At 67.7% G+C, this 26,387-nt stretch carries 27 protein-coding genes and 1 tRNA gene; 17 read left to right on the forward strand and 11 right to left on the reverse strand.

Annotated features, from left to right (window positions below; genetic code table 11):
* Window positions 1–40: 40 nt before the first annotated feature.
* Both M9M90_RS16780 and arsH read right to left on the reverse strand, forming a co-directional pair.
* Complete coding sequence (locus tag M9M90_RS16780) at window positions 41–1,384, reverse strand: hypothetical protein (RefSeq protein WP_254834381.1); 1,344 nt, start codon at window positions 1,382–1,384, stop codon at window positions 41–43.
* Window positions 1,384–2,118 carry an arsenical resistance protein ArsH gene (gene arsH / locus M9M90_RS16785; RefSeq protein WP_254834382.1) on the reverse strand — a complete coding sequence of 245 codons (735 nt, stop codon included), beginning with the start codon at window positions 2,116–2,118 and terminating at the stop codon, window positions 1,384–1,386. Before arsH ends, M9M90_RS16780 begins: the two co-directional genes overlap by 1 nt.
* 79 nt (window positions 2,119–2,197) lie before the next feature.
* On the opposite strand from arsH, the gene M9M90_RS16790 reads away from it, so the two are divergent.
* Genes M9M90_RS16790 through arsB form a run of 3 tightly spaced genes read left to right on the forward strand, consistent with a single transcriptional unit; the run spans window position 2,198 to window position 4,205 of the window.
* Window positions 2,198–2,551, forward strand: a complete 354-nt coding sequence (locus tag M9M90_RS16790; RefSeq protein WP_254834383.1) for a helix-turn-helix transcriptional regulator — start codon at window positions 2,198–2,200, stop codon at window positions 2,549–2,551.
* Between the two features lie 11 nt (window positions 2,552–2,562).
* Window positions 2,563–3,093: an arsenate reductase ArsC gene (locus M9M90_RS16795; RefSeq protein WP_254834384.1), complete on the forward strand. Its 531-nt coding sequence runs from the start codon at window positions 2,563–2,565 to the stop codon at window positions 3,091–3,093.
* A 41-nt stretch (window positions 3,094–3,134) separates the two neighbouring features.
* Window positions 3,135–4,205, forward strand: a complete 1,071-nt coding sequence (gene arsB, locus M9M90_RS16800; RefSeq protein ID WP_371876936.1) for an ACR3 family arsenite efflux transporter — start codon at window positions 3,135–3,137, stop codon at window positions 4,203–4,205.
* A 97-nt stretch (window positions 4,206–4,302) separates the two neighbouring features.
* On the opposite strand, the gene M9M90_RS16805 is transcribed toward arsB, so the two are convergent.
* The 6 genes from M9M90_RS16805 to M9M90_RS16830 form a co-directional block, all read right to left on the reverse strand.
* On the reverse strand, window positions 4,303–5,016 hold the full coding sequence (locus tag M9M90_RS16805; protein ID WP_254834386.1) for a TetR/AcrR family transcriptional regulator: 714 nt from the start codon (window positions 5,014–5,016) through the stop codon (window positions 4,303–4,305).
* Window positions 5,017–5,180: 164 nt separating this feature from the next.
* The gene (locus tag M9M90_RS16810) at window positions 5,181–5,576 is read right to left on the reverse strand and encodes a hypothetical protein (protein ID WP_254834387.1); all 396 of its coding nucleotides are present in this window, start codon (window positions 5,574–5,576) and stop codon (window positions 5,181–5,183) included.
* Window positions 5,577–5,782: 206 nt separating this feature from the next.
* Window positions 5,783–7,177, reverse strand: a complete 1,395-nt coding sequence (locus M9M90_RS16815; protein WP_254834388.1) for an FAD-binding oxidoreductase — start codon at window positions 7,175–7,177, stop codon at window positions 5,783–5,785.
* A gap of 62 nt (window positions 7,178–7,239) precedes the next feature.
* Complete coding sequence (locus M9M90_RS16820) at window positions 7,240–7,797, reverse strand: SRPBCC family protein (protein WP_254834389.1); 558 nt, start codon at window positions 7,795–7,797, stop codon at window positions 7,240–7,242.
* Window positions 7,798–7,925: 128 nt separating this feature from the next.
* Window positions 7,926–8,585, reverse strand: coding sequence for a carbonic anhydrase (locus M9M90_RS16825; RefSeq protein ID WP_254834390.1), 660 nt, complete (start codon window positions 8,583–8,585; stop codon window positions 7,926–7,928).
* Window positions 8,582–9,136, reverse strand: a complete 555-nt coding sequence (locus M9M90_RS16830) for a hemerythrin domain-containing protein (protein ID WP_254834391.1) — start codon at window positions 9,134–9,136, stop codon at window positions 8,582–8,584. The genes M9M90_RS16825 and M9M90_RS16830 overlap by 4 nt, the downstream gene beginning before the upstream one ends.
* 346 nt (window positions 9,137–9,482) lie before the next feature.
* Here M9M90_RS16830 and M9M90_RS16835 point away from each other — a divergent pair, with 346 nt between their 5' ends.
* The 9 genes from M9M90_RS16835 to M9M90_RS16875 all read left to right on the forward strand — a co-directional run bounded on the left by M9M90_RS16835 (window position 9,483) and on the right by M9M90_RS16875 (window position 17,678).
* On the forward strand, window positions 9,483–10,253 hold the full coding sequence (locus M9M90_RS16835) for a cyclic nucleotide-binding domain-containing protein (protein WP_254834392.1): 771 nt from the start codon (window positions 9,483–9,485) through the stop codon (window positions 10,251–10,253).
* Window positions 10,254–10,549: 296 nt separating this feature from the next.
* Window positions 10,550–10,981: a hemerythrin domain-containing protein gene (locus tag M9M90_RS16840; RefSeq protein ID WP_254834393.1), complete on the forward strand. Its 432-nt coding sequence runs from the start codon at window positions 10,550–10,552 to the stop codon at window positions 10,979–10,981.
* A 258-nt stretch (window positions 10,982–11,239) separates the two neighbouring features.
* Window positions 11,240–11,752, forward strand: coding sequence for an SCP2 domain-containing protein (locus M9M90_RS16845; RefSeq protein ID WP_254834394.1), 513 nt, complete (start codon window positions 11,240–11,242; stop codon window positions 11,750–11,752).
* A gap of 43 nt (window positions 11,753–11,795) precedes the next feature.
* Entirely contained in the window at window positions 11,796–12,746 is a 951-nt protein-coding gene (locus M9M90_RS16850) for a peptidase U32 family protein (protein ID WP_254834395.1), read from the forward strand.
* Window positions 12,743–13,642, forward strand: coding sequence for a U32 family peptidase (locus tag M9M90_RS16855; protein ID WP_254834396.1), 900 nt, complete (start codon window positions 12,743–12,745; stop codon window positions 13,640–13,642). The genes M9M90_RS16850 and M9M90_RS16855 overlap by 4 nt, the downstream gene beginning before the upstream one ends.
* A gap of 3 nt (window positions 13,643–13,645) precedes the next feature.
* Complete coding sequence (locus M9M90_RS16860) at window positions 13,646–14,866, forward strand: FAD-binding oxidoreductase (RefSeq protein ID WP_254834397.1); 1,221 nt, start codon at window positions 13,646–13,648, stop codon at window positions 14,864–14,866.
* Window positions 14,867–15,064: 198 nt separating this feature from the next.
* Window positions 15,065–16,432 (forward strand): deoxyribodipyrimidine photo-lyase, encoded by a 1,368-nt coding sequence (locus M9M90_RS16865; protein ID WP_254834398.1) that lies wholly within the window; start codon window positions 15,065–15,067, stop codon window positions 16,430–16,432.
* Window positions 16,433–16,521: 89 nt separating this feature from the next.
* Entirely contained in the window at window positions 16,522–17,190 is a 669-nt protein-coding gene (locus M9M90_RS16870; protein ID WP_254834399.1) for a glutathione S-transferase N-terminal domain-containing protein, read from the forward strand.
* Window positions 17,191–17,414: 224 nt separating this feature from the next.
* The gene (locus tag M9M90_RS16875) at window positions 17,415–17,678 is read left to right on the forward strand and encodes a hypothetical protein (protein ID WP_254834400.1); all 264 of its coding nucleotides are present in this window, start codon (window positions 17,415–17,417) and stop codon (window positions 17,676–17,678) included.
* 96 nt (window positions 17,679–17,774) lie between these two features.
* Here the strand turns inward: M9M90_RS16875 and M9M90_RS16880 are convergent, their stop codons facing one another.
* The gene (locus M9M90_RS16880) at window positions 17,775–19,043 is read right to left on the reverse strand and encodes an O-acetylhomoserine aminocarboxypropyltransferase/cysteine synthase family protein (protein WP_254834401.1); all 1,269 of its coding nucleotides are present in this window, start codon (window positions 19,041–19,043) and stop codon (window positions 17,775–17,777) included.
* Window positions 19,044–19,341: 298 nt separating this feature from the next.
* A tRNA-Met gene (locus tag M9M90_RS16885) sits at window positions 19,342–19,418 on the reverse strand.
* Between the two features lie 96 nt (window positions 19,419–19,514).
* Between M9M90_RS16885 and M9M90_RS16890 the strand changes: the two genes are divergently transcribed.
* From M9M90_RS16890 to M9M90_RS16900, 3 genes are read left to right on the forward strand one after another with little or no spacing between them, the layout of a single operon-like run.
* Entirely contained in the window at window positions 19,515–20,543 is a 1,029-nt protein-coding gene (locus M9M90_RS16890; RefSeq protein WP_254834402.1) for a glycosyltransferase, read from the forward strand.
* Window positions 20,543–22,234, forward strand: coding sequence for an asparagine synthase (glutamine-hydrolyzing) (asnB, locus tag M9M90_RS16895; protein WP_254834403.1), 1,692 nt, complete (start codon window positions 20,543–20,545; stop codon window positions 22,232–22,234). The genes M9M90_RS16890 and asnB overlap by 1 nt, the downstream gene beginning before the upstream one ends.
* Window positions 22,235–22,272: 38 nt before the next feature.
* Complete coding sequence (locus M9M90_RS16900; RefSeq protein ID WP_254834404.1) at window positions 22,273–23,487, forward strand: PQQ-dependent sugar dehydrogenase; 1,215 nt, start codon at window positions 22,273–22,275, stop codon at window positions 23,485–23,487.
* Here M9M90_RS16900 and M9M90_RS16905 read toward each other — a convergent pair.
* Complete coding sequence (locus M9M90_RS16905) at window positions 23,484–24,596, reverse strand: NAD(P)/FAD-dependent oxidoreductase (RefSeq protein ID WP_254834405.1); 1,113 nt, start codon at window positions 24,594–24,596, stop codon at window positions 23,484–23,486. The genes M9M90_RS16900 and M9M90_RS16905 overlap by 4 nt on opposite strands.
* A 179-nt stretch (window positions 24,597–24,775) precedes the next feature.
* Between M9M90_RS16905 and M9M90_RS16910 the strand changes: the two genes are divergently transcribed.
* Window positions 24,776–25,414 (forward strand): hypothetical protein, encoded by a 639-nt coding sequence (locus M9M90_RS16910; protein ID WP_254834406.1) that lies wholly within the window; start codon window positions 24,776–24,778, stop codon window positions 25,412–25,414.
* Complete coding sequence (locus M9M90_RS16915; protein ID WP_254834407.1) at window positions 25,414–26,355, forward strand: DUF1963 domain-containing protein; 942 nt, start codon at window positions 25,414–25,416, stop codon at window positions 26,353–26,355. The genes M9M90_RS16910 and M9M90_RS16915 overlap by 1 nt, the downstream gene beginning before the upstream one ends.
* Window positions 26,356–26,387 lie beyond the last annotated feature (32 nt).

The raw sequence follows: 26,387 nt of genomic DNA on the forward strand, positions 1-26,387 counted from the left end.
GCTTTGTCCCACCCGGCGCAGCGCCCAAGCCTGCTGTTTATCAGCCGTCCGGCGGCGACGCACCTGGGGACGCGCCAGGCGGAGCGCAATAATCCTGCGCCATGTCGACACGGGGCGGTGTCTTGACCACGACAACGGGTGCGAAGCCACCGCCCGGCGTCCGGAAGTTTGTCGTCTGGCCCTGATAGAGCCTCGCGGCGGCCAGGAGCGTCGCGCCGGCATAGGTATAGAGCCGCACGTCCATCTTCCGGGTCTGGGGATCGCCGTCGACCTGGACCCGGCGCTCGCTCGGAGCCGCCAGAGCTTGGGCGACATAGTTCCCCTCGAGGATGGTCCCCCAGACACCTCGGGTGAGCTTGTCGCCGCGATAGACCGCCTTGCCCGCATGCCCCCCCGCCGGCTTGAAGAACAGCGACCGCCGCTCGGCCCATAGGTCGTCCGCATTGTCGGCCGTGACCAGTCGCGCCCGCGGAATCACGGCCAGGGCGCCTCGCAACCCATCGTCGACGCCCAGAGCGTCGAGCCGGGCCGGGTCCGACAGGAGGGTGAGGTTGCGTTTGTCCGCCAGGAGCGCGTGGTTGCGCGGGCTCGGCGTCACGACGACCGCCCCGGCGAGGTAGGCCTGGCGCAGCGCGGCGCTCTCGGGTCGGCAGGAGGCGAAATCCACCAGGCGATTGTAGACAAGGTCGATCGCCAGCTCACCGAGATACAGGCGGCCCTTGTCGAACCTAAGGTCCTTGGGGTCCGCGATGATGGCGGTGACGCCGTGGCGCTCGAAGAAGGCCTGGACGAGCAGGAACTCCGGATAGAGGTACTGGTCCGCCGGGTCCTCGTCGACGATGGCCACGACGCCCGGCGATCCGTCCCGTCCCTGCAGCCGCCACTCGTCTTGAAACATCCGCCAGACGGCGGCCTCGAAATCCGCGAGCGGATCGGCGGCCGGGATGACGGCTCGCACTTCGGGACAGCAGGCCACCTGAGCTTGCGACAGGAGAGCGTTCAGGAAGGCGCCGCCGGCATTGGTGTTGACCTCGATGAGCTTGGGGCCGTCCGGCGTCAGGTGGAAGTCGTAGCCCATGAAGGCGCCGCGCGGGCCGAGCGCGACCTTGGCGATCTCCGGCGCCCAGGCCAGCGCAGCGTCCTGGAACGCGGTGAGTTGCGCGGTCCTCTCGATGGCCTGGACGATCGCCTCCATGGCGGCGAGATCGTCCTCCGAGAGGTAGACCGGCGCGCTGGAGAAGAGATGGGCGCGATGCTGCTTGAGCAACTCGACCGGCACGACGCCGGCGGCAGCCCGCTCTACGGCCGACCAGACTTGATCCGGGTCGACATCGACGCAGAAGCAATCGCGGTTGAGCTGCTCCTCCAGGGTGATGGCAGTCATCAGCCGGCCTTCCTTTCATGGAGCATGGCGTCGGCGCAGGGTTCGTCGCCGACCGTGGCGCGCCCTTCAGCCTTCCGCTCGCTGTAGCGATCGACCAGATACCCGGCGCGGTCGCGGGTGAGCAGGGTGAACTTCATGAGCTCCTCCATCACGTCTACCACGCGGTCGTAATAGGCCGACGGCTTCATGCGGCCGTTGTCCTCGAACTCCTGGTAGGCCTTCGCCACGGAGGACTGGTTGGGAATGGTGATCATCCGCATCCAACGGCCCAGCAGACGCAGGGTGTTGACGGCGTTGAACGACTGCGAGCCGCCGCTGACCTGCATGACGGCGAGGGTCCGGCCCTGGGTCGGCCGCACACTGCCGATCTCCAGGGGAATCCAGTCGATCTGCGCCTTCATGATCCCGCTGATCGCGCCGTGGCGTTCAGGGCTGCACCAGACCTGGCCCTCCGACCATAGCGACAGCGACCTGAGTTCCTGGACCTTCGGGTGATCCGGCGAGACGGCGTCGGGCAGCGGCAGGTCGCGCGGATCGAAGATCCTCGTCTCGGCGCCCAGCCGCTGAAGAATGCGCGCGGCCTCCTCGACCAGCAGCCGGCTGAACGACCGTTCCCGCAGCGAACCATAGAGCAACAGAATCCGCGGCGGATGCGTCGTCCGGCCGGCGGGCTCCAGCTGCGCGAAATCCGGCGGTTCGAGGAACTGCGGGTGCAGGGCAGGCAGATCGGTCATGCGCGGATGCGGCCTCTGGAATCGGCCGCTACGCGACCCACGTCTTGGAACTGTCGTATAGTTCTTATATCGTGGAAATATGGAAACCAAATCCGCCATCGCAAGCCTGTCTGCCCTGGCTCTTGAGAGCCGGCTGGCGGTCTTCCGCCTGCTCGTCCAGTCCGGACCTGAGGGATTGCCGGCCGGCGAACTGGCGCGCCGCCTCGACATCCTGCCCAATTCGCTCTCGGCCAATCTCAACGTGCTCAGCCACGCCGGCCTGGTGGCCTCGCGGCGGGACGGGCGTTCGATCATCTACACCGCCGACTACGACACCATGCGCGAGCTGCTGGCCTTCCTGATGGAGGATTGCTGCGGCGGCGCGCCTGAGATCTGCGCCCCCTTGGCCTTGGTGGCCAGCCAAGGCTGCCAGGCCGAGGCCGCATCCTGCTGAGGAACCGAACAGTGAACGAACCCCGTCCCGAGAAGATCTACAACGTCCTGTTCCTGTGCACCGGGAATTCAGCGCGATCGATCATCGCAGAGGCCCTGATCAACAAGGAGGGGCACGGCCGCTTCAAGGGCTACTCGGCCGGCTCGTTTCCCAAGGGCCAGGTCAACCCGCACGCCCTCGATCTGGTGCATGCGCTGGGTTTCGAACCCTCCGATTTCCGATCCAAGTCCTGGGACGAGTTCGCCAGGCCCGGGGCTCCCGAACTCGATTTCGTCATCACGGTCTGTGACAACGCCGCCGGCGAGGTCTGTCCGGTGTGGCCAGGCCAGCCGATGTCCGCGCACTGGGGGATTCCCGACCCGGCCGAGGTCGAGGGAACCTATGTCGAGCAGGCGGCGGCCTTCGCCGAGGCGGCCAAGCAGCTCGGAACCCGCATCCGGCTGTTTCTGGCGCTTCCGCTCGCCACGATCGACAGTATGTCGCTACAGACCAGGCTCCATGAAATCGGCCAGAAGGCGGACGAGGCCCAAGCCGCCCAATGACGACCATCGCTCCCCCCGCCTCCGCCGAGGGGCCCAAGGCCATGTCCCGCTTCGAGCGCTTCCTGACGATCTGGGTGGGGCTTTGCATCGTCGTCGGTGTTGGCCTGGGCCACCTCTTCCCGACGGTCTTCCAGGCGATCGGTTCGGCCGAGGTCGCCAAGGTCAACCTGCCGGTGGCGGTGCTGATCTGGCTGATGATCATTCCGATGCTGATGAAGGTGGACTTCGGCGCCATGCGCCAGGTCGGCCAGCACTGGCGGGGCATCGGCGTCACCCTATTCGTCAACTGGGCGGTGAAGCCGTTCTCGATGGCGGCGCTGGGCGCCTTCTTCATCGGCTACCTGTTCCGGCCCTACCTGCCGGCGGGAGAGATCAACAGCTACATCGCCGGCCTGATCCTGCTGGCCGCGGCGCCCTGCACGGCCATGGTGTTCGTCTGGAGCAACCTGACGCGAGGCGAGCCCAACTTCACCTTGAGCCAGGTGGCGGTCAACGACGCCATCATGGTCGTGGCCTTCGCGCCCATCGTCGGCCTGCTGCTGGGGCTGTCGGCGATCACGGTGCCGTGGGAGACTCTCCTGCTCTCCGTTGGCCTCTACATCATCGTGCCCGTGGTGTTCGCGCAGGTCGTCCGCGGCGCCCTCCTCAAGCGCGGCGGTGAGGCCGAGCTCCAGCGGGTGCTGGCGCGCATCGGCCCGCTCTCGCTCACCGCCCTGCTGGCGACCCTGGTGCTGCTGTTCGGCTTCCAGGGTGAGCAGATCCTGACGCAGCCGGCGATCATCGCCATGCTGGCGGTCCCGATCCTGATCCAGGTCTACGCCAACTCGGCGATCGCCTACCTGCTCAACCGCGCGACCGGCGAGGCGCACTGCGTCGCCGGCCCCTCGGCCCTGATCGGCGCGAGCAACTTCTTCGAGCTCGCGGTGGCGGCGGCCATCAGCCTGTTCGGCTTTTCATCGGGTGCGGCGCTCGCCACCGTCGTTGGCGTCCTGATCGAAGTGCCCGTGATGCTGACCATCGTCGCGATCGTGAACCGGTCAAAGGGCTGGTACGAACGGGGCGCGGCCGTTCAACGGGTGGCGGCGCGTTGCGCCCCGCCTGGCACGACGTGAGGTCCATGTCCGTGGCCCGATCATCGCCTTCCAAAAGCCGATCCGCGGCGCGTCGCGCAACCGCAAGCCCATGACCGCAGAGGCCGGTCAAAGGCCCTCACCCGAAGGCGCTACGAGGCCTCGCCACTGCCCGGAGCATGGGCGGATCTGTGTAGTCGAACGCGAAAACCCAGACCCGGGCGATCAGCGCCGCGAAAGTCCGGATGTCATCAGGCTGAATCTTGTCGGCGTGGCGCGCCACCTGTTGGGCTAATCCGCTGGCCACCAGCGCCAGCGTTCTTTCCGAACCCTCGACGCCAGCCAGGTCGGCCGCGGCACGCGGGAAGCGCCGAGAGAGCGACTCGATGACGGCCGCGAACCACTCGCGTTTTCGCCGCTCCGCCAGGCGCGCGAAGTCGGGCGACCGATCGGAAAGCTGTGCGACGGCCAAGACCAGGCCGGCATTGGCATGGCAGAAGGCCAGCCACCGGGCGAAAAGGTCCGTTAGAGTCTGGTCGGCCGAGCCGCTCCCTATGCAAGGAGTGGGATAGAGGTGGTCAAGGAACGCGGTCAACACTTCGGCGGCGGCGCTGTGTCGATCCCGGAAGTAGTCGTAGAACGCGGCCTGAGAGACCTGGGCGAGCTCCACGATCTCGGCGACGCGCAGCTCATGGTATCCGCGGCGCGCCAACACCGTCGCGATCGCGATCGAAAGCGTTTCGCGGGTGCGAATGCGCTTGCGGGGCGCCGGCGCCTCGGCGTGCCCCTGCGCCCACGCATCGATGAAGCTGCCTATCGTCGGCATCTCGGCTTGGCCCAGGCTCGCGAGCATCTCGATGGCTCCTCAACGTCGGAAACAAACCCTAGGCCCGCCTCGCTTGCGTCGCCTTGAGCGATTTCACCCCGCCGCTTGATAGTGGCGAGAGCGTCGGCAGACTGCCTCAGGTCCGGGTCGGCCGACAGACCGACCCGTCGCGGTCAACGGAACCGCAGAAGCTATTTCGCCGCCAGGAGGGTCAGGGTCGGACCTTCCGCCCGGCGCGCCCCCGACAGGTCGACACCTTTGAGAGCGGCCCGGTAGGTGACCATCGCCTTCGCCCGTGTGGCCTCGGCGCACCAGGACAGGTCGAAGAAGGTCAGTTCGTCGTTCGTGACAGCGTTGCGGCACACCAGATGGGCCGCGCCGCGGACCTCGCGCTTGACGGTCGAGATATCCATGCCGCCCACCTTGAGCGTCACCGAGGTCGGCGCCTTTGCCGTAACATTGACGCCGGAGAGGTCCTGGGCGGCCGCCGGCGAAGCGGTGGCCAGGGCGATTGCGGCGAGGGATGCCGACAACCAGGCGGACGTCCGCCGAGCGGGGAATTCGAGGTTGAAGATGGTCGCAGGCATTGTCGCCTCCATGAGCTAGGTCGAATTGAACCTAGGCCTGGGCAGGCCCACCGACATTGCCGGCGGTTAAACCGGCGCTTGATTATTGCGCGGTCCCGATGCGCAAAAGTGCGACATTCGCGCGCCGCTCTCCTGCGGCCGCCGCAGGCTCGTTCTGCCGGAACACCCCGCACCTGGACTGTCGGGCCACAAGCTCGCCCTCCTGGTCAGGCGACGGCGCCATCCGCAGGGGGGTCGGGCAACACCTTGCCGGGATTCAGCACACCGTTCGGGTCCAGGGCCGCCTTTAGCCGCCGCATCAGCGCGATCTCCTCAGGGTTTCGCGAGAGATGCAGATAGGCCTTCTTCTCCAGGCCGATCCCATGTTCGGCGGAGATCGAGCCGGTGCGCGGATCGAGCGCGCCATAGACGATGGACTCGACCGCCAGCCGGTCCTCGGAAGTCTGGCTGCCGACGCCTGCGATGAGATGGAGATTGCCGTCGCCGATATGTCCGAAGACAGCGAGGGTGGCTTTCGCCGCCCAGCGGTCCTTGAGCGCCGTTTGGACCTGCTGCACATAGGCGCTCATCTCGCCGATCGGCAGGCTGACATCGAAGGTGAAGATCGGCCAGTTGCGCGCAGTCTGGCGGACGTCGTCGCGCAGGGCCCACATGGCGTCGCGTTCGGACTGGTTCTTGGCCACCACCGCGTCGGCGATCTCGCCGGCTTCAGCCGCCGCCGAGAGCGCCGCCTCGAAGCGGGTGGTGTCGCCCAGCGGGTCGCCCCCAAGGCTTTCGACCAGCACATAGTAGGGAAAGCCGGCGGGCAGCGGCGCCCGGCCCAGGGCCGGCGGGGTCGTCACCAGGTGGTAGAAGTCGGCCCACATCGCCTCGAACGCCGAGAGCGTCCCGCCCAGGGCCGCCTCCATTCGCCGCAAGAAGCGCGTCATCTGCTCGAAGCGGTCAAAGGCGACGAGGGCCGTGTCCTGCGTGGCAGGTCGGGGCCGCAGGCGCAGGACGGCGCGGGTGACGACCCCCAAGGTTCCCTCGGACCCGATGAAGAGCTGCTTCACATCGTAGCCGGCGTTGTTCTTGATCAAGCTGTTGAGACTGGAGACGATGGTTCCGTCGGCCAGGACCACCTCCAGCCCAAGGACCAGGTCGCGCGTCATGCCGAAACGGATGACGCGGTTGCCGCCGGCGTTGGTGGCGATAACCCCGCCGATGGTCGCCGAGCCGCGCGATCCGAGGTCGATGGCGAGCATGAGGCTCTGCGCCTCGGCGGCGTCGCAGGCGGTCTGGAGGATGCAGCCAGCCTGGACAGTCAGGGTTTGTTCCACCGGATCGATAGCCTCGATCCGGTTCATCCGCTCAAGCGAGAGCGCCATGGCTGCGTCGGCCACCGCGCCGTGCACGAGGCCGGTCCCGCCGCCCCAGGGCACGATCGAAATGCCCGCTCGGCTGGCGGAGCGCAGGATCAGCGCAACCTCCTCAGGCGAGGAGGGGCGCAGGATGGCGTAAGGGGCGCCCAGCCGCGGCCCGGCGGCTTCGACCCGCTCAGCGACCTCGGGACCGACAAGCACGGCGCCGGCGCCCAGGCGCGCGGTCAAGTCGGCGAGCAAGGCCTCCAGACCTGGCGGCGGCGCCGCGCCGATCGACCGGTCATCGCCTGAGTCCGCCTTTGTCACGGGCGAGCCCGAGCCGGGTCGGTCGTCGCACGCCGTCCCGTGACAGCCGGTTGGTCGGCGAGCAGGGCCCCATATTGTTCGCGATAGGCCTGGAAATCGGTGAACGGGAATCGGATCGGAACGCCTTCGAGGGCGGCCGCCAGCATATCCAGGTGGGCCTCCCATCCTGCGCTCGACCTGGCGGCGTCATCCTCCAACGGGACCCGAAGCGTCAGGTCCAGGCGGGTGCGATCGGCTTGGAGCGGCTTAAGGACCCATCGCAGGGGCCGTTCAGGCTGCAACGGTCCGCTCCACGAATATTCGAGCAGGTCGCCAGGGTGATAGGCGGTGACCACGCTGTCGATTACCACGCCGCTGTCGCCGAAGTCGAGCCGCACCCGGCCACCAGGTCGCAGTTCCAGCGTTCCGGGCGCAAGCCACAGCGGAAGGCGATCGGGCGCCGTAATCATCTGCCAGACACGCTCGGCGGGGTGGTCGAACTCGCACGAGAACCGGGTCTCGACGTAGCCGTCGGAACCCGGCGTCGGCGCTGGGCGGGTTTCGGTATCGAACATGGCCGGTCATCCTTTCGACAGTCGGCAAATTTCCTGACGTCGGCGCGTCACCCATCTGGAGCCAAGCCGGCCGAGAGCCGCCAAGGGCGCCCGGCGTCCCCGGTCAGGATCGGCACTGCGAGGGGGCGTCATGGCGCGCGCCGTTTCCGGACGCGCCCGCGGGGCACGCCGGCGCCCAGCAGGGCCGCGGCGTCGCGGGGCCCATGGACCGATGTCTCGAGGTCGCGCAACAAGCCATCCTGGATGGAATAGATCCAGCCATGCACCGATAGCGCCTGACCCCGGCGCCAGGCGTCCTGCACGAATGGATTGGCCGCGACGTCGGCCACTTGAGCCAGGACGTTGCGCTCGCACAGGTCATTGACCCGCGCATCCATGTCGAGGATCGCGTCGAGTTCGCGGGCGTGCCGCCAGGACAGCGAACGCACCGGCTGGAGCCAGTGGTCGATCAGGCCATGACGTTCGCCCGACAGCGCAGCGCGCACCCCGCCGCAACCATAGTGGCCGCAGACGATCACGTGTTTGACCCCGAGAACCTCCACGGCGAACTGCAGGACCGAGAGGAAATTGGCGTCCTGGGGCGGGGCGAGGTTGGCGACGTTGCGGTGAACAAACAGCTCGCCGGGATCCAGCCCGACGATCTCGTTGGCCGGCACGCGGCTGTCGGAACACCCGATCCAGAGATATTCCGGGGATTGCTGGGCGGCGAGGCGGCGAAAGTACTCCGGATCGCCTCGAGACTTGGCGGCCGCCCAGCGCAGGTTCGCCTCGAACAGGTCGGCGATCAAGCTGGAGCATCCTCGATATACTGCCCGCGCCGAGCAGCCAGGCGCCGGCTCATCGCGTGGAGGTCTTCGACCGAGAGCCTCAACCTTGCGATCGGCAGGATCACGGCGTTTTCCATGGCGAGGTGATGACGTTCCTGACTGGCGAACGCCCTGAGCGTCTTTTGCTTGGCCGGATCGAGGCCGGGCGCCGAGCGTTCCTCGAGGCAGGCCTCCAGCAGACCGCGCACCTGTCGCGCCTGGTCGACATCGGCCTTGTGCTCCGCCGACAGCACGCCCAGAACCTGCTCGAGCTCATCCTCGGGCAGGGCGCGGCGGCGCAGGAGCGGGAACAGATCCTCCTCCTCGTCGATGACATGCAGCGGCAGGTCGAACCGCAGAAAGTCGACGATCCTGGCGACGCGCTGAGGGTCATGGACGCTGGCGTCGGCCACGTCGTCGATCATCTGGCAGAGCTGGCGGTGACGGAAATGTTCGGCGAAGAACCAGTCAAGCGGCTCCCTCAGCAGTGCCAGTGGGATGTCCTCGATTTCAGCGCAGTCGGTGGATTTCATCGAAGACTTCCTGCCCTAGGCATCAATCCTTCGGTTCGAAGGTGATCCACTTGCCGCGTTCGGCGGAGGCCGACAACGGCGCTTCCAGGCGGTTAATGCGGCCATATGGATGGGCGGGGTTTGACCAACATCAAACAATGGGAAGTCTTTGGTCGTTAGATTACGCTATGGTTGCCTCAGTTTGACAAATTCCGACGAAAAACATGCCATGATTACTGAATGCACCCTCGCCGATTGACTGATATCAACTGAGCGCATGCCTCCGATGCGCGATCCGGGGCTTGATCCATGTCAAGGTGTTCATCGCCGCCAGTTTCGAGATAGGCGGTTCAATGGGGAACGCCACATGCCGATGAAGTCAGCGGACTTGGAGCGCGTCCGCGCCCTTCCCCTCTTCGCTGGAGCCTCGGAAGACACCTTCCGCACAGTGACGGCGGGCGCGTTCCTGCATCGATTTCCCGCCGGCACGACCCTGTTGATGGAGGGCGACCCCGTCGACTTCCTCTATGTCCTGCTTGACGGGATCGTCGAGCTGGAGGGCACCTGGAACGACAAGGAGACGATCCTGGCCGTGCTTCGTCCGGTCTCGACCTTCATCCTGGCCGCCGTCGTCCTGGACGCGGAGGCGCTGATGAGCGCGCGCACCATCGAGCGCTCCGACATCCTGATGTTGTCCGGGGAAGCATTGCGCGGCGCCATGAGCAGCGACGCACGCTTCTCGTTCGACGTCGCCCAGGAGGTCGCCGGCTGCTACCGCGGCCTGGTTCGCGCCATCAAGAACCAGAAGCTTCGCGGCGGCGCCGAGCGGTTGGCGAACTACCTCATCACCCAGCAGGTGCGTCAGGGTGGCGGGGAGACCGTGACCCTCCCTCACGAAAAGCGCGTCTTGGCCTCGCTTCTCGGCATGACCCCGGAGAACCTGTCGCGCGCCTTCGCGGGCCTCGCCGACTACGGCGTCGTGGTGAACGGACCACAGGTGAGTTTGACACGGCCCGTGGTCCTGAACCGCCTGGCCAAGCCGACCCCCCTAATCGACAATCACATGCCCCCGAGCGAGACGGCGATCGGCAAGGCCGAGCGCGAACGCTGGCGGGCGCCTGGGTCCTCTTCTCTCTGATAATCCGCCGCGCCGTCTGGCGCTCGCAGGTCGCGAAATCTGTGGGCTTCCCGCTTGCCTGACATCAAGCGGGGCGGGCGCCGACCTCAAGGCGTCTACGCCCCGCGTCGCCTAGGATACGGGGCAAAGGATCGATGATCATGACCCCAGAGTTCCGCTTGCTCGATCGCGAGTTCGCCCGACGGAATCCTCCCCTCGTCGGGACGCGACGGGCCGTCACCGCCGCCGAAGCGCTTGAGGATGACCTGGCCCAATCTCGCCCGACCGATCCGGATAGCCCCGAGAGGGTTGGGGCGATGATCGATCACATCCTGCTGCGCTACCATGCCGTCGGCCTGCGGGAATTCGCCCAAGCCATCGACCTCGCGCGGAAGGTTGAACGGGTGCATGCGGGCGATCCGGATTGCCCGCACGGCTTGGCCGATCATCTGGCCATCATGGCCGACGAACTGGCTGGGCATCAACGAAAGGAAGAGGCCGTCCTCTTCCCGATGATGCGCGCGGGCGGCGACCCCAGGATCGGATTGCCGATCGCGCGCATGTGGGCCGAGCACGACGACGTGGAAGACCAGCTCATCCGGTTGGCGGCGCTCACTGGGTTCTATACCGCGCCCCAGGCCGCCTGCCGGACCTGGCGGACCCTGTGCGACGCCTGCCGAAAGCTCGACGACGATCTCCGCGAGCACATGCGGCTGGAGAACGACGTCCTTTTCGCCCACTTCCTCTGAGCAACCGGGGAGGCCTCAGAGCGAGGAGGGAAGCTGGTCAGAGGCGCGCACCTCGACCAGCTTCCCGATCGCGCGAACCGGCGGCGTCGCGTGGCCACGATTCGGCTTTGACAAACATCATGCTCCGGTTTGACCGAGATGGCGGGGCGAGGCGGCGCCAAGCCCTTTTCCTTGCGCCCTCCCCGGCCGAAAGCTCCCGGAGAACGGAGGCCCGCCATGCGCAGGAAGAGATCCCGCCCCATCCACGGTCGAGCGCGAATGGACGCTCGGCCCGGGCGGCTTGACGCCGATCTCATGATGGGCGCCCGCCCGCCGGTGGAGTTGTTGCTCCGCAGCGCGATCCGTCGCCTCGCGCGCAAGCGGCCGGAGACCTTCGAGCGCCTGGGCCGGTTTCGCGATGCTGCGTTCGTGCTGGCGCCCGACGAGCTTCCCATCGCCTTCCGCGTGACACCGTCGGGCCAGCAGACTCAGGTCGCCGTGGTCCGAAGCACCGATTTCCGGCCCTGCGCCGCCAGGATCAGCGGGCGCCTGAGCGATCTGCTCAGCCTGTTCGACGGCTCGCTGGACGCGGACGCCGCGTTCTTTTCGCGCCGCGTGCGGATCGAGGGCGAGACCGAAGCCGTGGTGGCCTTGCACAATACGCTCGAGGCCGCCGAATTCACCCTGGCCGACCTGCTGGGCCTGCCCGCGCCGCTGCGCAACTGGAGCAATCTGGTCGCTCGGCGCCTCCTGCACGGCCCCCGTCCGCGCGCGGCCGACGCCAGGGGCTGACGTGGGATCGATCGAACTGGTGTGTCCCGCCGGATCTCCGGCCATGTTGCGCGCGGCGATCCTGGCCGGCGCCGACAGCGTCTATTGCGGCCTGCGCGATGAGACGAACGCCCGCAACTTTCCGGGCCTGAACTTTTCCGAGGCGGAACTGATCGAGGCGGTCGACTGGGCGCGGACCCGCGGCGCCAAGGTCCTCGTGGCCATCAACACGTTCGCGCGCGCGGGCGTGCTTGAACCCTGGCGGAGGTCGGTGGACGCCGCCGTGGCGGCTCGAGCCCACGCGATCATCGCGGCGGACCTGGGGGTCCTGGCTTACGCCCGGTCCGCCCATCCGAACGTGCGTCTGCACCTCTCGGTGCAGGCGGCGGCGGGATCGCCGGAGGCAGCCGCCTTCTATGTCCAGACCTATGGCGTCAAGCGGGTGGTCCTGCCGCGCGTGCTGTCCCTCCAGGAGATCACAGCTTTCAATGCGGCCAACAGCGTGGAGACCGAGGCCTTTGTCTTCGGCGGCCTTTGCGTGATGGCCGAAGCCCGCTGCGCCCTGTCCTCCTATGCGGCGGGCCGTTCGCCCAACCTGTCAGGCGTCTGCTCTCCGCCCGAGGCGGTCACCTTCGAGCGGACTTCCGAGGGGCTGACGCCGCGGTTGGCTGGGTACGCCCTGGACCGGTTGGGATCCGACGAGCCGGCCGGCTACCCAACCCTCTGCAAAGGCCGGTTCCAGGTGGCCGGCGAAGCGTCCTATCTGTTTGAGGATCCGACCAGCCTGAACGCCATGGGGCTTCTGCAGGCGCTGCGCACGGCAGGGGTGACGGCGGTCAAGATCGAGGGTCGACAGCGGGGAAAAGCCTATGTCGCGCGGGTCGCCGGCGCGTTCCGCGCTGCGATCGACGCCCTCGATCGCGGTGAGGATCTCGCCAAATACCAGAATCTGCTGTCCGACCTCGCCGAGGGCGGTCGTGAGACGGCCGGGGCCTATCGGAAGGCCTGGCGATGACGGCGCGTCTGGAGATCACGCTAGGGCCGCTGCTCTTCAACTGGGCGCCCGAGCGGGTCGTCGCCTTCTACGAACGCATCGCGCGGGAGACGGACATCGACCGCGTCTATCTGGGCGAGGTGGTTTGCGGCAAACGCGAACCCCTCCTGGGCCCCGCCCTCGCCGAGGCCGCTGATCACCTGCAGCGCGCGGGCAAGACCGTGGTGTGGTCGAGCCTCGCCCTTCCAGCGACCCCGCGAGATCGAGCCTCGACACGCAGGCTCGCGGCCTACCCCGACCTGATGGAGGCGAACGACCTCTCCGTGCTCCAGGATCGCCCGCCAGGCGCTGCGTTCGTGGCGGGCCCCTTGTTGAATGTCTATAACGAGGCCGCGGCGGCCGAGCTGATGTCGCGCGGATGCACGCGGCTGTGCGCCAATGTCGAACTGCCGCTCCGGGCGCTCTCGCACATCCATGCCGGATGCCCAGAGCTCGAGCTGGAGATCTTCGCCTTCGGCCGGCTGCCGCTGGCGCTTTCCGGCCGCTGCTATCACGCGCGTGCCCATGGTCTCCATCGCGACAACTGCCAGTTCGTTTGCGATCGCGATCTCGACGGAATGGACGTCCAGACCCTGGAGGGCCAACCGTTCCTGGCCGTGAACGGCGTCCAAACCCTGTCGCATGGCGTTCACCTGGCCTGTCCGGACATCGCCCTCCTGCAGGCGGCCGGCGTCACGGCGCTGCGGTTGTCACCTCACAGCGCCGACATGGTGCGCATCGCCAGAACGTTTCGCGCCTATGCCGATGGCGAACTCGAACCGGCGCAGGTCGAGGCCGAGATCGAGAGCGCGGGCATTCCGGGACCGCTGATCAACGGCTATCTGCATGGGCGGCCCGGCCGTGACTGGGCGGGCTGAGCCGTGGACGAGGTGGCCCGACACGTCGACATCCTGATCCTGGGCGGGGGAATCGCAGGGGCCGCCATCGCCGCCCAGCTTGCCGGCTCTCGAAAGGTCGCCCTGCTGGAACGCGAACCGGTGCTCGCCTACCACACCACCGGACGCTCGGCGGCCATGTACATACCGTCCTATGGCGGATCGGCGGTCCGTCCCCTGACCGCGGCCAGCGGCGCCTTCCTACATGCGCCGCCGCCGGCGTTTGGCGGCTCCCTGCTCCGTCGGCGCGCGGTGCTGCACATAGCGCGACAGGATCAGCTGCAGCGCCTCGCAGCCTTTGTCCGAGCCATGGACGCCGGGGTTGATTTGCGTGGGCTGGACGGCGACACGGCGCGAGCCCTTGCGCCGATCCTGCGGCCGCAGGCGGTCGCCGCGGCGGTCCTGGAAGAGGAGGCCGGCGACATCGACGTCGCCCGACTGCACGCCGGGTATCTCAGGCAGGCGAGGTCGGCCGGGGCCCTCGTCCTCACGGGCCTGGGCGACATCCGGCTCGAGCGCCGTTTCGGTGTCTGGCGAGCGAAGACGTGCGGGCCGCAATTCTCCGCGCCGGTCGTGGTGAATGCGACGGGCGCCTGGGCCGATCAGACCGCCCTGCAGGCGGGGGCACGGCCCCAGGGCCTGACCCCGCTTCTGCGGACTGTCGTCGTCACGGACGCCCCGACCGCGCCGTCCTTCGCCGACTGGCCCGTGGTCAAGGATGTCGACGAGCAGTTCTACTTCAAGCCCTTCTCAGGACAGTTGCTGATCACGCCGGCCGATGAGGAACCGAGCGCCCCCTGCGACGCCGCGCCCGACCCCCTCGACATCGCCTGTGCGATGTTTCGCTTCGCCGACGCGGCGGACCATCCGGTGGTCTCGGTGCGGCGGCGCTGGGCGGGTCTGCGCACCTTCGCGCCGGACAGGGCCCCTGTCGTCGGGTGGTCGCGCCACGACGAGGGGTTCTTCTGGATGGCCGGGCTCGGCGGATTTGGTATTCAGACGTCACCCGCCCTGGGACGTCTCGCGGCCTCCATCCTGCTGGGACGGCCCGTCCCGCCCGACCTTTCCGACTTTGGCGTTGACGCCCGGGCGTTCGTCCCGGACCGCCCTGGACCGCAGCCGACAGTTTCGCCGCACCTGATCCAGGAAACAGCTGGCCGTCCACCGCGACGAGTCCCTCAAGCGTGCGGGCCCTTGCCGGCCTGACCAGAACCGACGCGCCGAGGCAAGCTCATCACGCCCCCTTGATACGGGACCTCCCAGAGCGCGCGAAGGATGCATCCCCGCGCTGTCGGACTCCGTATCGAATGCAGCTAGCCTGCCGCTTGCCCGCGCCATCGTCCGCGCGCCCCGCCCGCAAGTCGGTAGTGGTGGAGGGGGTCGCGCAGAACGATGGAGAACCAATTGATCTCACCCGGACGCCTCAAGGTCCTCGTGGATGCGCCGGCGCGCCCTGAGGGTTCGTACGTCCTGTACTGGATGCAGCAATCACAGCGGGCGGCCTTCAATCCGGCTCTCGAATACGCGCTCGAGCAGGCCAATGAGCTCGACCTTCCGCTGCTGGTCTGCTTCGGCCTCACCGCCTATCCCGACGCAAACGCGCGCCATTACGACTTCATGCTTCGCGGGCTGGCTGAGGTCCGCGACCGGCTGATCGCGCGCGGTGTCGGGTTCGTGATCCGCAAGGCGCCGCCCCACGAGCTGGCCAGGCGGCTATCCGCCGACGCCGCCCTGGTGGTTTGCGACCGCGGCTATCTCAAGATCCAGCGCACCTGGCGGGCGAAGCTGGCCGAAGGACTTCAGCGACGGCTGATCCAGGTGGAAGGCGACGTGCTGGTCCCGGTGGAACTCGCCTCGGCGAAGCATGAGTACGCCGCCCGCACGATCCGCCCGCGCATCCAGCGTGTGTGGGGTGAATTTCTGGACGAGCTGGAGCCCCGCCCTGTCCGCCGCCGCGCCGACCACCTCGCCATCGCCGGCGATGTGGACCTGGACGACGTAGGCAAGGTGGTCGCGGGCTTGAAGGTCGACCAGGCGGTCGGCGCAGTGAAGCGTTTCCCAACCGGCGAAGGCGCCGCACGGGCTCAGCTCAAGGCGTTCATCTCCGGGGGACTCTCGCGCTATGCGGAGGAGCGCGGAAAGCCCGAGGCCCGCGCGGCCTCGCTCATGAGCCCTTATCTGCACTTCGGGCAAATCTCGCCGGTGGAGATCGTCCTGGCGGTTCGCCGCACGCCTGCTTCCGACAACCGCGCCACCTATCTCGAAGAGCTGGTCGTTCGGCGTGAGCTCGCCATGAATCATGTCTTCTACGAGCCGGGCTACGACAGCTACGCCGCCATGCCCGACTGGGCCCGCAGGACCCTGGCAGAGCACGCCGGCGATCCCCGCCCGCACCTCTACACACGCGAACAGTTCGAGGCGGCCCAGACCCACGATCCCTACTGGAACGCCGCCATGCGCGAAATGCTGGCCACAGGTTACATGCACAACCACCTGCGCATGTACTGGGGGAAGAAGATCCTCCAGTGGTCGGCGAGCGCGGACGAAGCCTTCGAAACCACACTGGCCTTGAACAACCGATGGTTCCTCGACGGCCGCGACGCCAACTCCTACACCAATGTTGGGTGGCTGTTCGGCTTGCACGACCGGCCCTGGGGACCCCAGCCGGTCTTCGGGACCGTTCGATCAATGGGCGCCAACACCTTCAAGAAGTTCGACGCCGACGCCTATGTTCGGCAGGTGGCAGGCCTGGCCGCCGCCGAGGGCACGTAGTCGCCACCGCTGTCCTGCAGGGGCGACGTGGTACAGCACTCCCACCGGACGATACGCTGCTTCACGACCATGCCTCTCGGAACTCGACGATGAACAAAGGCGCCTTCCGCCTCTACGGCCGCAGCAGCTCTCACTACACTCGATTGACGCGGATCTTCGCCCTGGAAGCTGGGGTCGAGGTGGATCACGCACACACGCCCCTCACCAGCCTCGAAGCCGAAGCCTACGGCGGCCACCCGGCGCTCAAGCTGCCGGTCCTCCACGTGGGCGCTGAGCCTATCTACGGCGCTGAGAACATTTGCCGCCGCCTGGTGCGGTCATCCCCTCTAGGCCTGGACGTGGTGTGGCCAGAGACCTTGCAGCGCACGGATTTCGCGAATGCTCAGGAGCTGGTGTGGGGCGCCATGCAAGCGCAGGTGCAACTCGTCCTCGGGCTACAGGTGGCAGGGCTTCCCGCCGACAGCCCCTACTTCATCAAGACCCGTGCGGGGCTACACGGGGCCTTGGACTGGCTTGACGGTCGGATCGAGGAAATCCTGGCGAAGCTGCCGGAACGCGACATGAGCCTGCTGGAAGCCTCCCTCTACTGCTTGGTGGAGCACCTGGCCTTCCGCAGCAGTGTCGAGCCCGCGGGGTATCGTCGTCTCACGAATTTCTGTGCGGTGTTCGGTCGACGGGCGTCAGCCCAAGCCACCCCTTACAGTGTCGATGCATGGCCCTCAGGCGCGAGCGCGCCGCTTCTGCCAGAGCCGAGGTGAGCCCGGCTGGGACGAACGCATCCGCGCCTTGCCCACGGCCAGCTCGGGCCTCCGTCTAAAGGTCGTGGAGGGACACCAGGAAGTGCTTTACGGCCCAGACGATCGACTGACCCTTCGCAATGAGCCAGCTGTCGCCAGGACCATACCCGGATGCAACGCGAGGTCGCCTTCTCGCCTTTAGAGCCCAGGGCGCTCGCCGCCTCTGTCTTGGGGAGACGAATGACATGAAGACCCTAGCCGCGTGGTTCGCCGGCCTTACGGCGCTCCTGGTCGTCGGATGCAGCGGACCGGCCGAAGATGCCGCACACCGGCGAGCCGATGCCGTGGACGAGGCCGGCGAACGCCAGGCCGACGCGCTGGAGCGGCAAGCGGCAGCGACCAGCAACGAAGCTGAAGAGACCGCGCTGAACCGCCAGGCGGACGCCGTCGAAAACGCCGCGGACAGAAAGTCCGACGAAATGCACCGCCAGGTCGACAAGGACTTCTAAGCCGCGATCGCGCCAGGGCGCGACCTTGGCTCCGAGCTGACAAGGCGACGCTGCTGGGCATCCGCTTGCCCCAACAACGCGCTCGCGAGCCCTCCGCTAGGCGCCGGCGACGGTCAACGCTTGGTCCAGGTCCGCAAGGATGTCGTCGATGTGCTCAAGGCCAATCGAGAGGCGCACGTATCCCGGAGAGACGCCGGTCGCGAGTTGCGCTTCTGCATCAAGCTGGGAGTGGGTTGTTGACGCAGGATGGATCGCCAGGCTGCGGGCGTCTCCGATATTGGCCACATGGTACAGGAGCTTGAGGCTGTCGATGAACTTGCGCCCCGACTCGACACCGCCGGCAAGCTCGAAGCCGACCAGGCCGCCATATCCCCCTTTCAGATAGCGCTCAGCCCGTTTCCGCGCTTCGCCCGATTGCTGGCTCGGATAGATGACGCGCGAGACGCCAGCCCGTTCGGCCAACCACGTCGCCACCCTGGCCGCGTTCTCACAGTGCCTGGGCATGCGCAGCGCCAAGGTCTCGACGCCCTGCAGAATCTGGAAGGCGTTGAACGGCGAGATCGCGGCGCCAAGGTCGCGGAGCAGGACGGTGCGCGCACGCATGATGTAAGCCACCGGCCCCAGCCCCTTCACCGCCTGGGTCCAGGCCGTGCCGTGATAGGAAGGGTCGGGGCTGTTGAGCGCAGGCTGGCGGTCGCCGGCCGCCTCCCAATCAAAGTTTCCGCCGTCCACGATCACCCCGCCGATCGAGGTCCCGTGACCGCCCAGGTACTTCGTCGCGGAATAGACCACCACGGCCGCGCCATGGTCGAGCGGGCGGCAAAGCAGCGGGGCGGCGGTGTTGTCCATGATGAGGGGAATGCCGAGGCTCCGCCCAATGGACGCCACCTCGGCGATCGGGAACACCTCGAGCTTTGGATTGGGAAGCGTTTCAGCATAGTAGGCGCGCGTCCTGTCATCGCTGGCGCGCCGGAAGTTCTCGGGGTCTGCGGGATCAACGAAGCGCACGTCGATCCCTTGGTCGCGTAAAGTGTTCGCAAACAGATTCCAGGTGCCGCCATAGAGCGCAGTAGAGCTGACGACGTTGTCTCCAGCCTTGGCCAAGGTCTGCAGGGCGAGGGCCGACGACGCCTGGCCGGAAGCGACGGCAAGACCCGCGACGCCGCCGTCCAGGGCGGCGACGCGCTTCTCCAGCACGTCGGTCGTGGGGTTCATGATCCGGGTGTAAATGTTGCCCGCTTCCTGCAGGGCGAACAGCGCCGAGGCGTGATCGGTGTCTCGGAACTGATAGGACGTCGTCTGGTGAATTGGCACCGCCACCGAACCGGTCGATGGGTCGGCGCGCCACCCCGCATGCAGCGCCAAGGTCTCAGGATGCAGCGTACGCCCAGACATGATCGACCTCGTGATCGGATTTCAAAGCGACACTCGGTGCCATCTTTGACGAAGGCCAGCAACCACCACTCGCTTCGCAAAGGGCGGCGCCGAAAGTGGCCCGCCGCCGCGGGGAGGTGACTCATGCCAGCCGAAACGGCGTGAAAAGGGGGCATGACGCGATCCAAAAGGCCTGGAAATAACGCTCCCGGCGGCCGCTTCTTGCGCCGCATCCGTGCCACCGGCTCGTAAGAGCCGTCTGACAAGACTACTAACTTATTGAAAACATTGGTAGCTGGGGGCGGGATCGAACCGCCGACCTGTGGGTTATGAATCCACCGCTCTAACCATCTGAGCTACCCAGCCGCCGGGCCTTTCGGCGAGGGGCGGGTTATAGGGTGGCTTTTTCCCCGCTTCAAGCGGCTTGGGTGCGGCGCGTTACCCAGCTAGGTTCTCTCCCGCATGAGCGTGCTTCACCTCCTGGGAACTGCCGGCGAAGGCGGCGCGGAAACCTACTTCCTCGACCTGGTCGGCGCGCTGGCGCGGGCGGGCGTGGATCAGGCCTGTGCGATCCGCGCCAACACCAATCGCGAGGCCGCCCTGGAGCGCATGGGCGTACCGTCCGGGGTCTTCCGGTTCGGCGGTCCGGTCGACATCCTGACCAAGCCGAAATTGGCCGGCTTCTCCCGCAAGTACGACGTCAAGCTGGCCCTCGCCTGGATGAACCGCGCCGCGCGGCACACGCCCAGCGGGCCGTGGGCGCGGGTCGGCCGCCTGGGAGGCTACTACAACCTCAAATACTACAAGGGCTTCGACGAGCTGGTCGCCAACACCGAGGACATCGCCGAGTGGGTGGTGGGCCAGGGCTGGCCGGCCGGCAAGGTGCGCCACATCCCCAACTTCGCCGAGGCCCCGGCCGAGGTCGGCGCGGTCGACCGCGCGAGCCTCGACACCCCGGCCGGGGTCCCCCTGCTGCTGGCCATGGGCCGGCTGCACGAGTCCAAGGCCCACGATGTCTCGCTGAACGCCCTGGCCAAGGTTCCAGGCGCCTACCTGTGGATCGCCGGGGCCGGCGGCCTGGAAGCCAAGCTGAGGGCCATGGCCGACGCGCTGGGCGTCGCCGACCGCGTTCGGTTCCTGGGCTGGCGCACCGACGCCTCGGCCCTCTATCGCGCCGCGGACATCTGCGTTTTCCCCTCGCGCTACGAGCCGCTGGGCAATGTGGTGATCCAATCCTGGGCCCACGGCCTGCCGGTGATCGCCGCCGCCAGCCAGGGCCCCGCCGCCTTGATCCGCGACGGTGAGGACGGCCTGCTTGTTCCCGTCGACGAGGCCGATGCCCTGGCGCAGGGCGTCAACCGGCTGCTGGCCGATCCCGCGCTGCGCGCAACTGTCGTCCGCAACGCCGCCGCGCGAGTGGAGGCCGAGTTCTCGCAGGCGGCCGTGGTCGCCCAGTGGCGCGAGCTGTTCGCCGACTACGGGGCGGTCTGATGTGCGGCATCGCGGGCGTGATCGGCCCGGGCGGCTCCGCCCGGCCGCTGATCGAGGCGATCGTCCACCGCGGCCCCAACGGGGTGTTCGTCGAGGAACAGCCGGGGCGCTCGCTCGCCCACGCCCGGCTGTCGATCATCGACCTGGAGGGCGGCTGGCAGCCGTTGCACGCCGCCGGATCGACCGTCATCGGCAACGGGGAGGTCTATAACTACGTCGAGCTCGCCCGCGACTTCGAGCTGGGCGGACGCCTGGCCACCGGCTCGGACTTCGAGCCCCTTCTGCACCTCTACGCCCAGGAAGGGCCTGCCGCCTTCGACCGCCTGCGGGGCATGTACGCCTTCTGCCTGATCGGGAACGACGGCCGGACCTGGCTGGTCCGCGACCCGTTCGGCATCAAGCCGCTCTATCTGCTGGAGCATGAGGGGTCCGTCGCCTTCGCCTCGGAGCCGCGCGCTTTCCTGGCGGCGGGACTGATCAAGGCGGACCTGTCGGAGGATCGAGCGCGGGAGCTGCTGGCCTTCAACTACACCCTGGGCGAGGAGACGATCTTCCCGGGCCTGCGCCGCCTGGCGCCGGGCGAGATCGTCGAGGTCGTCGACGGCCGGATCGTGCCGCGTGGCCGGCGAATGGCAGCGCCGGCCAGGCTCTCCTCCGGCGGGGACGAGGCCGAACTCCTCAAGCGGCTCGACACGGTGCTGGAGGACAGCGTCCGCGTCCATCAGCGCTCCGACGTCCCCTATGGCCTGTTCCTCTCCGGTGGGATCGACTCGGCGACGGTGGCCACCCTGATGGCGCGGCAGAACGAACGCCCAGTCACCGCCTTCACCTGCGGCTTCGACGCGCCAGGCGCGCGGGACGAGCGGGCCCAGGCCGAGCGCGTGGCCAGGGCGCTCGACCTCGACTGGCGCGAGACCCGGTTCGGCGAGGAAGACTTCTGGCGGATCCTGCCGCAAGTCGCCTGGGCCATGGACGACCCCACCGCCGACTACGCCACCCTGCCCACCTACAAGCTCGCCGAGGCCGCCAAGGGTACCCTCACCGTGGTGCTGACCGGGGAAGGTGGCGACGAGCTGTTCGGCGGCTACGGCCGCTATCGCCGGGCCCTGCGACCGGCCTGGCTGGGCGGCCGCTCGGCCGAGCCCCGCGGCGCGGAGCCCGCCGTCCTGGCCCGCTGGCGCGCCGCCGCCAAGGCGCCGGATGGCCTGAGCCGCCTGCAGCAGGCCCAGTGGGCCGACATCGCCACCTGGCTGCCCAATGATCTGCTCACCAAGCTGGACCGCTGCCTGATGGCTCATGGACTGGAGGGCCGCACGCCATTCCTGGACCCCGAGGTCGCCGCCTTCGCCTTCCCCCTGCCCGACCGGTTCAAGGTGCGCGGTCGCTACGGCAAGTGGCTGCTGCGCAAGTGGCTGGAGCGGTCCTGCCCCGCCGCCGAGCCCTGGGCGCGCAAGCAGGGTTTCACCGTCCCCGTGGACGCCTGGATCGCGCCCCGCGCCGCCGAAATCGGCGAGCGGATCGCCGAGGTCGCGGCCGTGCGTCGGGTCCGGGAGCCGCAGGCGGTCCGCGCCGCCTTCGCGCGCGAGGGCGGCGAGCGTTGGCCCCTGTTGTTCTTCGCCGTCTGGTCGCTGATCCACCTGGAAGGCGCCGCACCGCAGGACGCGCTCGCCACCGTCGTTGGAACGATCTGAGCCTATCCCCATTCCCGCGTCAGTCTTCGGAGTTCCCCATGCGCAACCTCATGATCACCACGGCCTTCGCGACGGCGCTCGCCGCGTGCGGCGGGACCCAGGCTCAGCCCACGCCGGGCGCGCCCGTCGAGACCCGCCCGCCCAACGCCGAGGCCCAGAAGCCCGCCTTCGCCGGCCAGACCCGCGCGCCGGGCCTGGTCTCCAAGGTCGCCTATGATGTTCAGACCGCCGCCGAGGATCTCGACCACCCGTGGGGCCTGGCCTTCCTGCCCGACGGGCGACTGCTGATCACCGAACGCGCCGGCCGCCTGCGCATACTCGGCGCCGACGGCAAGCTGTCGCAGCCGGTCGCGGGCCTGCCGGCGGTGGACGCCCGCGACCAGGGCGGCCTGCTGGGGATCGCCGTCGATCCGGCGTTCGCACGCAACGGCCTGATCTATTGGGCCTATGCCGAAACCGATCCGGCCGGCGGCAACCACACCGCCGTGGCGCGGGGCAAGCTGGCGGGGAACGCCCTCGAGAACGTCCAGGTGATCTTCCGCCAGACGCCCTCTCTGGACTCCACCAAGCACTATGGCGGGCGGCTGGTCTTCGCCCGTGACGGGACGCTGTTCGTAGCGCTCGGCGAGCGCTCCGACCTGCCCGGCCGGATCCAGGCCCAGCGGATGGACGGGACGCTCGGCAAGATCGTGCGGATCAACGCCGATGGCTCGATACCCAAGGACAACCCCTTCGTCGGCAAGCCCGGCGCGCGGCCCGAGATCTGGTCCATCGGCCATCGCAACATCCTCTCGGCGGCGCTCGATCCCGCGACCGGCAAGCTGTGGGAGGTCGAGCACGGGCCGCGCGGCGGCGACGAGCTGAACCAGCCGGAAAAGGGCAAGGACTACGGCTGGCCGACCATCACCTATGGCGAGGAATATTCCGGCAAGCCGGTCGGCGAAGGCATCACCGCCAAGCCCGGCATGGAGCAGCCGGTCTATTACTGGGACCCGGTGATCGCCCCGGCCGGCATGGCCTTCTACGAGGGCCAGGCCTTCCCGGCCTGGAAGGGCAGCGTGCTGATCGGCGGCCTTTCCGGCAAGCAGGTGGCCCGCCTGGTGTTGAAGGACGGCAAGGTGGTCGGCGAGGAGCGGCTGTTCACCGAGCTGGGCGAGCGGATCCGCGACGTGGTCGTCGGCCCGGACGGCGCAATCTGGCTGGCCACCGACGCCGCCAAGGGCAAGGTGCTGAAGGTGACGCCGAAGCCCTAGAGCCCAAGCCGGCCCGCGACCTCTTCGCCGATGGCCAGCGAGGAGGTCAGGCCCGGGCTCTCTATGCCGAACAGGGTCACCAGGCCTTCCAGCCTGTGGGCCTCCGGCCCGTCGATCCGGAAGTCCGGCTGCGGCTCGTCGGGGCCGTGCAGCTTGGGCCGGATGCCGGCATAGTCCGGGGCCAGGGCGCCGTCGGGCAGGCCCGGCCAGAACTTGCGGATATAGCGGTAGAACTCGGTCGCCCGTTCCGGGTCGACGCTGTAGTCCAGGGTGTCGACGAACTGCAGGTCCGGCCCGAACACCGCCTGGCCGCCCAGGTCGCGGCGATAGTGGGTGCCGAGCGCTCCTGGGATGGGCGGCGGATAGATCAGCCGCGCGAACGGCGCCTTGCCCGTCAACCGGAAATAGACCCCCTTGCCGTAGTGCAGCGGCGGGATGGTCGCCTTGGGGAAGCCCTCGATGGTCGCCGCCACCGTCTGGGCCGAGAGGCCGGGCGCGGTCACCAGAAGCCGGCAGGAGAGCGTGGTCGGCTCCTCGCCGCCGGCGCGCACCGAGAACCCGCCGCCCGCCAGCGGGCTGGCGCCCTCGAACGGCGTGGAGGTCACCACCGCCCCGCCGGCGGCCTCGATCTCGCCCTGCAGGGCCAGCATGTAGCCGTGGCTATCGAACACCCCGCTCTGCGGCGAGATCAGCGCGCCCTCGCACGCCAGCTCGGGCTCCAGGGCCAGGACCTGGGCCTTGGTCATCTGTTCCATGCCCTCGACGTCGTTGGCCTGGGCCTGCTCCAGGATGGCGTCGAGACGGGCGACCTCGTCGGCCGTGGTCGCCACCACCAGCTTGCCGCAGCGGTCGTAGGCCACCTTGTGGCTGTCGAGGAAGGCGTAGAGGGCGCGCCGGCCCTGGACGCACAGCCGCGCCTTCAGCGAGCCGGTTGCGTAGTAGAGCCCGCCATGGATCACCTCGGAATTGCGCGCCGAGACCCCCTCGCCGATTATCGGCCCGGCCTCGAGCACCGCCACCACCAGACCGCGCTTGGAGAGCGCATATCCGCAAGCCAGGCCCACCGCGCCCGCGCCCACCACCACCGCATCGAAATCGAAATCCGCCATGGGGGTCAGGCCTAGCGGGTGCGGCGGCGGTTGGGAACCTTCACTAGTGAGCGCCGTGGGAACAGCACCTGCAACAGCCCGTCATGCGACAAATGTTCTTCTTTTGTTCTTGCATTTGGAGCTTTACAGCGGCAAACTCTACCATGGAGGGTGTCGGCAATAGAACCAAGGAGTGACCGTTGAGTGGTTCCTATGCGCGGGGCGGCCAGCCTCGTTCTGTGCCCGATCCAGATGCAGAAGACTACGCGGCGATGGTGGAGCGTCAGAAGCTGACGAACGCCAAGCAGGAGGCCGGCTATTGGAGCACCCACCCGGGCCTCGCGGAATCGTTCGTTCCGGTCTGGGGGTCTGCACCGGAAGCTATCGCTGACGCGCACGAGGGCGACATTGTCGGCGCCGTGGGCAACGGCCTGCTCGCGGTCACGGACCTTGCGCCGGGCGCCTTCGTCGCCAAGGGGATGGCGAAAGGCGGGTTGAAGGCTGGGTCACATACCTGGAAACAGACACGCAGGTGGATGGGTAAGCAAGGCATGCTTGCTCCTGGCCAGCACGGTCACCACGGCATCATTCCACAGGGCGGTTGGCGAAAGTCGGTCCCTACAAAGGTCAAGAACCAGCCCTGGAACATTACGGGCACGGCGACGCCCGAAACTCATGGTCGGATTCACGGCCGATACAGCGGCAAGCCACAGTTCACCGTCCTGCAACAGTATCGCTACGGCACGCCGAACTGGGCCAAGGCCACACATGTTTGGGTCCCGAACGGAGGCATCACTGCGTTTGACACGAGCCAGGAACGAGCACGGCGAGGAAAATAGTGCGCTATCTGGAAATCGCGCTCGAGGTCCTGAAGGAGATTGGGATCTTCGTCTTGATCATGCTCGCCATCGCGGCGGTCTTGATTCTTCTCGGGATGGCGTCTGGCTACATTCATCTCGCGCTCGATAAGGCGAGGCGCCGAAAGCGGAGACAAAGCGGCCAACGCACAAACGGGGGCTCTCACATTCGTGGCCGCATGACGCGGATGGCGCGTCCGACTCTGCTGATGACCCCCACCAAGCATCCTGGTTTCTCAAAGCTCGGCGGCGAGCCGGAGTTGCCGCCCGGCCAGGCTTGGCCGCCAGGTCAGAAGGCGTCGCGAGCGTTCCTGGTCCAGGTGGATCTGGCCGAGGTGCGGGCGGCGGAAGGGCCGGACTGGCTGCCGGCGGACGGCCGCCTCTACGCCTTCTATGACGACGAGCGTCCTGGCTTCGTCGATCTAGTGCAGATCGTGCATAGCCGCGAGCCGGCTAGCGAGAGCGCGCCATGCCCGACGGATGTCTCACCCAAGCTGCGCTTTCCAGAGCGCCGCGTTGAGTTCCTGAGGTTTCGCTCGATTCCGAGTCTCGATTGGCTGGGCGTCGACCTGCGCGACCTGGATGACGACGTCGATCTGGACGAACTCGCCGACTTGCCGAACGAAGTCTTTGGCGACGAACTTCAGCATCGGATAGGCGGCTATCCCTCGGAGATCCAGGACGAGCAGATGGCGCTGTCGTGCGAGCGGCTGCGCCGTGGGTTGGACCCGCACGACGGCGAGGAACCGACGCCGGCGATACTCCGCGCCTCCAAATCCTGGCGATTGTTGCTGCAAATCGATTCCGACCCCGCGCTCAAGATGAACTGGGGCGACGGCGGCATGCTCTACGTCTTTATCCGCGAGCAGGACGCGCGGGCGGGTGACTTCTCCAAGACTGTGACTCTGTTCCAGTGCTACTGACGCCCGCCCCATAGGCAAACCACCGCTTCGCC

Source organism: Phenylobacterium sp. LH3H17 (assembly GCF_024298925.1).
Taxonomy (GTDB): domain Bacteria; phylum Pseudomonadota; class Alphaproteobacteria; order Caulobacterales; family Caulobacteraceae; genus Phenylobacterium.

Coding starts and splice junctions, on each gene's coding strand:
- M9M90_RS16780 (WP_254834381.1), bottom strand. CDS start 1,384: ATGACTGCCATCACCCTGGAGGAGCAGCTCAACCGCGATTGCTTCTGC.
- arsH (WP_254834382.1), bottom strand. CDS start 2,118: ATGACCGATCTGCCTGCCCTGCACCCGCAGTTCCTCGAACCGCCGGAT.
- M9M90_RS16790 (WP_254834383.1), top strand. CDS start 2,198: ATGGAAACCAAATCCGCCATCGCAAGCCTGTCTGCCCTGGCTCTTGAG.
- arsB (WP_371876936.1), top strand. CDS start 3,135: ATGTCCCGCTTCGAGCGCTTCCTGACGATCTGGGTGGGGCTTTGCATC.
- M9M90_RS16805 (WP_254834386.1), bottom strand. CDS start 5,016: ATGCTCGCGAGCCTGGGCCAAGCCGAGATGCCGACGATAGGCAGCTTC.
- M9M90_RS16810 (WP_254834387.1), bottom strand. CDS start 5,576: ATGCCTGCGACCATCTTCAACCTCGAATTCCCCGCTCGGCGGACGTCC.
- M9M90_RS16820 (WP_254834389.1), bottom strand. CDS start 7,797: ATGTTCGATACCGAAACCCGCCCAGCGCCGACGCCGGGTTCCGACGGC.
- M9M90_RS16830 (WP_254834391.1), bottom strand. CDS start 9,136: ATGAAATCCACCGACTGCGCTGAAATCGAGGACATCCCACTGGCACTG.
- M9M90_RS16835 (WP_254834392.1), top strand. CDS start 9,483: ATGCCGATGAAGTCAGCGGACTTGGAGCGCGTCCGCGCCCTTCCCCTC.
- M9M90_RS16840 (WP_254834393.1), top strand. CDS start 10,550: ATGATCGATCACATCCTGCTGCGCTACCATGCCGTCGGCCTGCGGGAA.
- M9M90_RS16845 (WP_254834394.1), top strand. CDS start 11,240: ATGGACGCTCGGCCCGGGCGGCTTGACGCCGATCTCATGATGGGCGCC.
- M9M90_RS16850 (WP_254834395.1), top strand. CDS start 11,796: ATGTTGCGCGCGGCGATCCTGGCCGGCGCCGACAGCGTCTATTGCGGC.
- M9M90_RS16855 (WP_254834396.1), top strand. CDS start 12,743: ATGACGGCGCGTCTGGAGATCACGCTAGGGCCGCTGCTCTTCAACTGG.
- M9M90_RS16870 (WP_254834399.1), top strand. CDS start 16,522: ATGAACAAAGGCGCCTTCCGCCTCTACGGCCGCAGCAGCTCTCACTAC.
- M9M90_RS16875 (WP_254834400.1), top strand. CDS start 17,415: ATGAAGACCCTAGCCGCGTGGTTCGCCGGCCTTACGGCGCTCCTGGTC.
- M9M90_RS16890 (WP_254834402.1), top strand. CDS start 19,515: ATGAGCGTGCTTCACCTCCTGGGAACTGCCGGCGAAGGCGGCGCGGAA.
- asnB (WP_254834403.1), top strand. CDS start 20,543: ATGTGCGGCATCGCGGGCGTGATCGGCCCGGGCGGCTCCGCCCGGCCG.
- M9M90_RS16900 (WP_254834404.1), top strand. CDS start 22,273: ATGCGCAACCTCATGATCACCACGGCCTTCGCGACGGCGCTCGCCGCG.
- M9M90_RS16905 (WP_254834405.1), bottom strand. CDS start 24,596: ATGGCGGATTTCGATTTCGATGCGGTGGTGGTGGGCGCGGGCGCGGTG.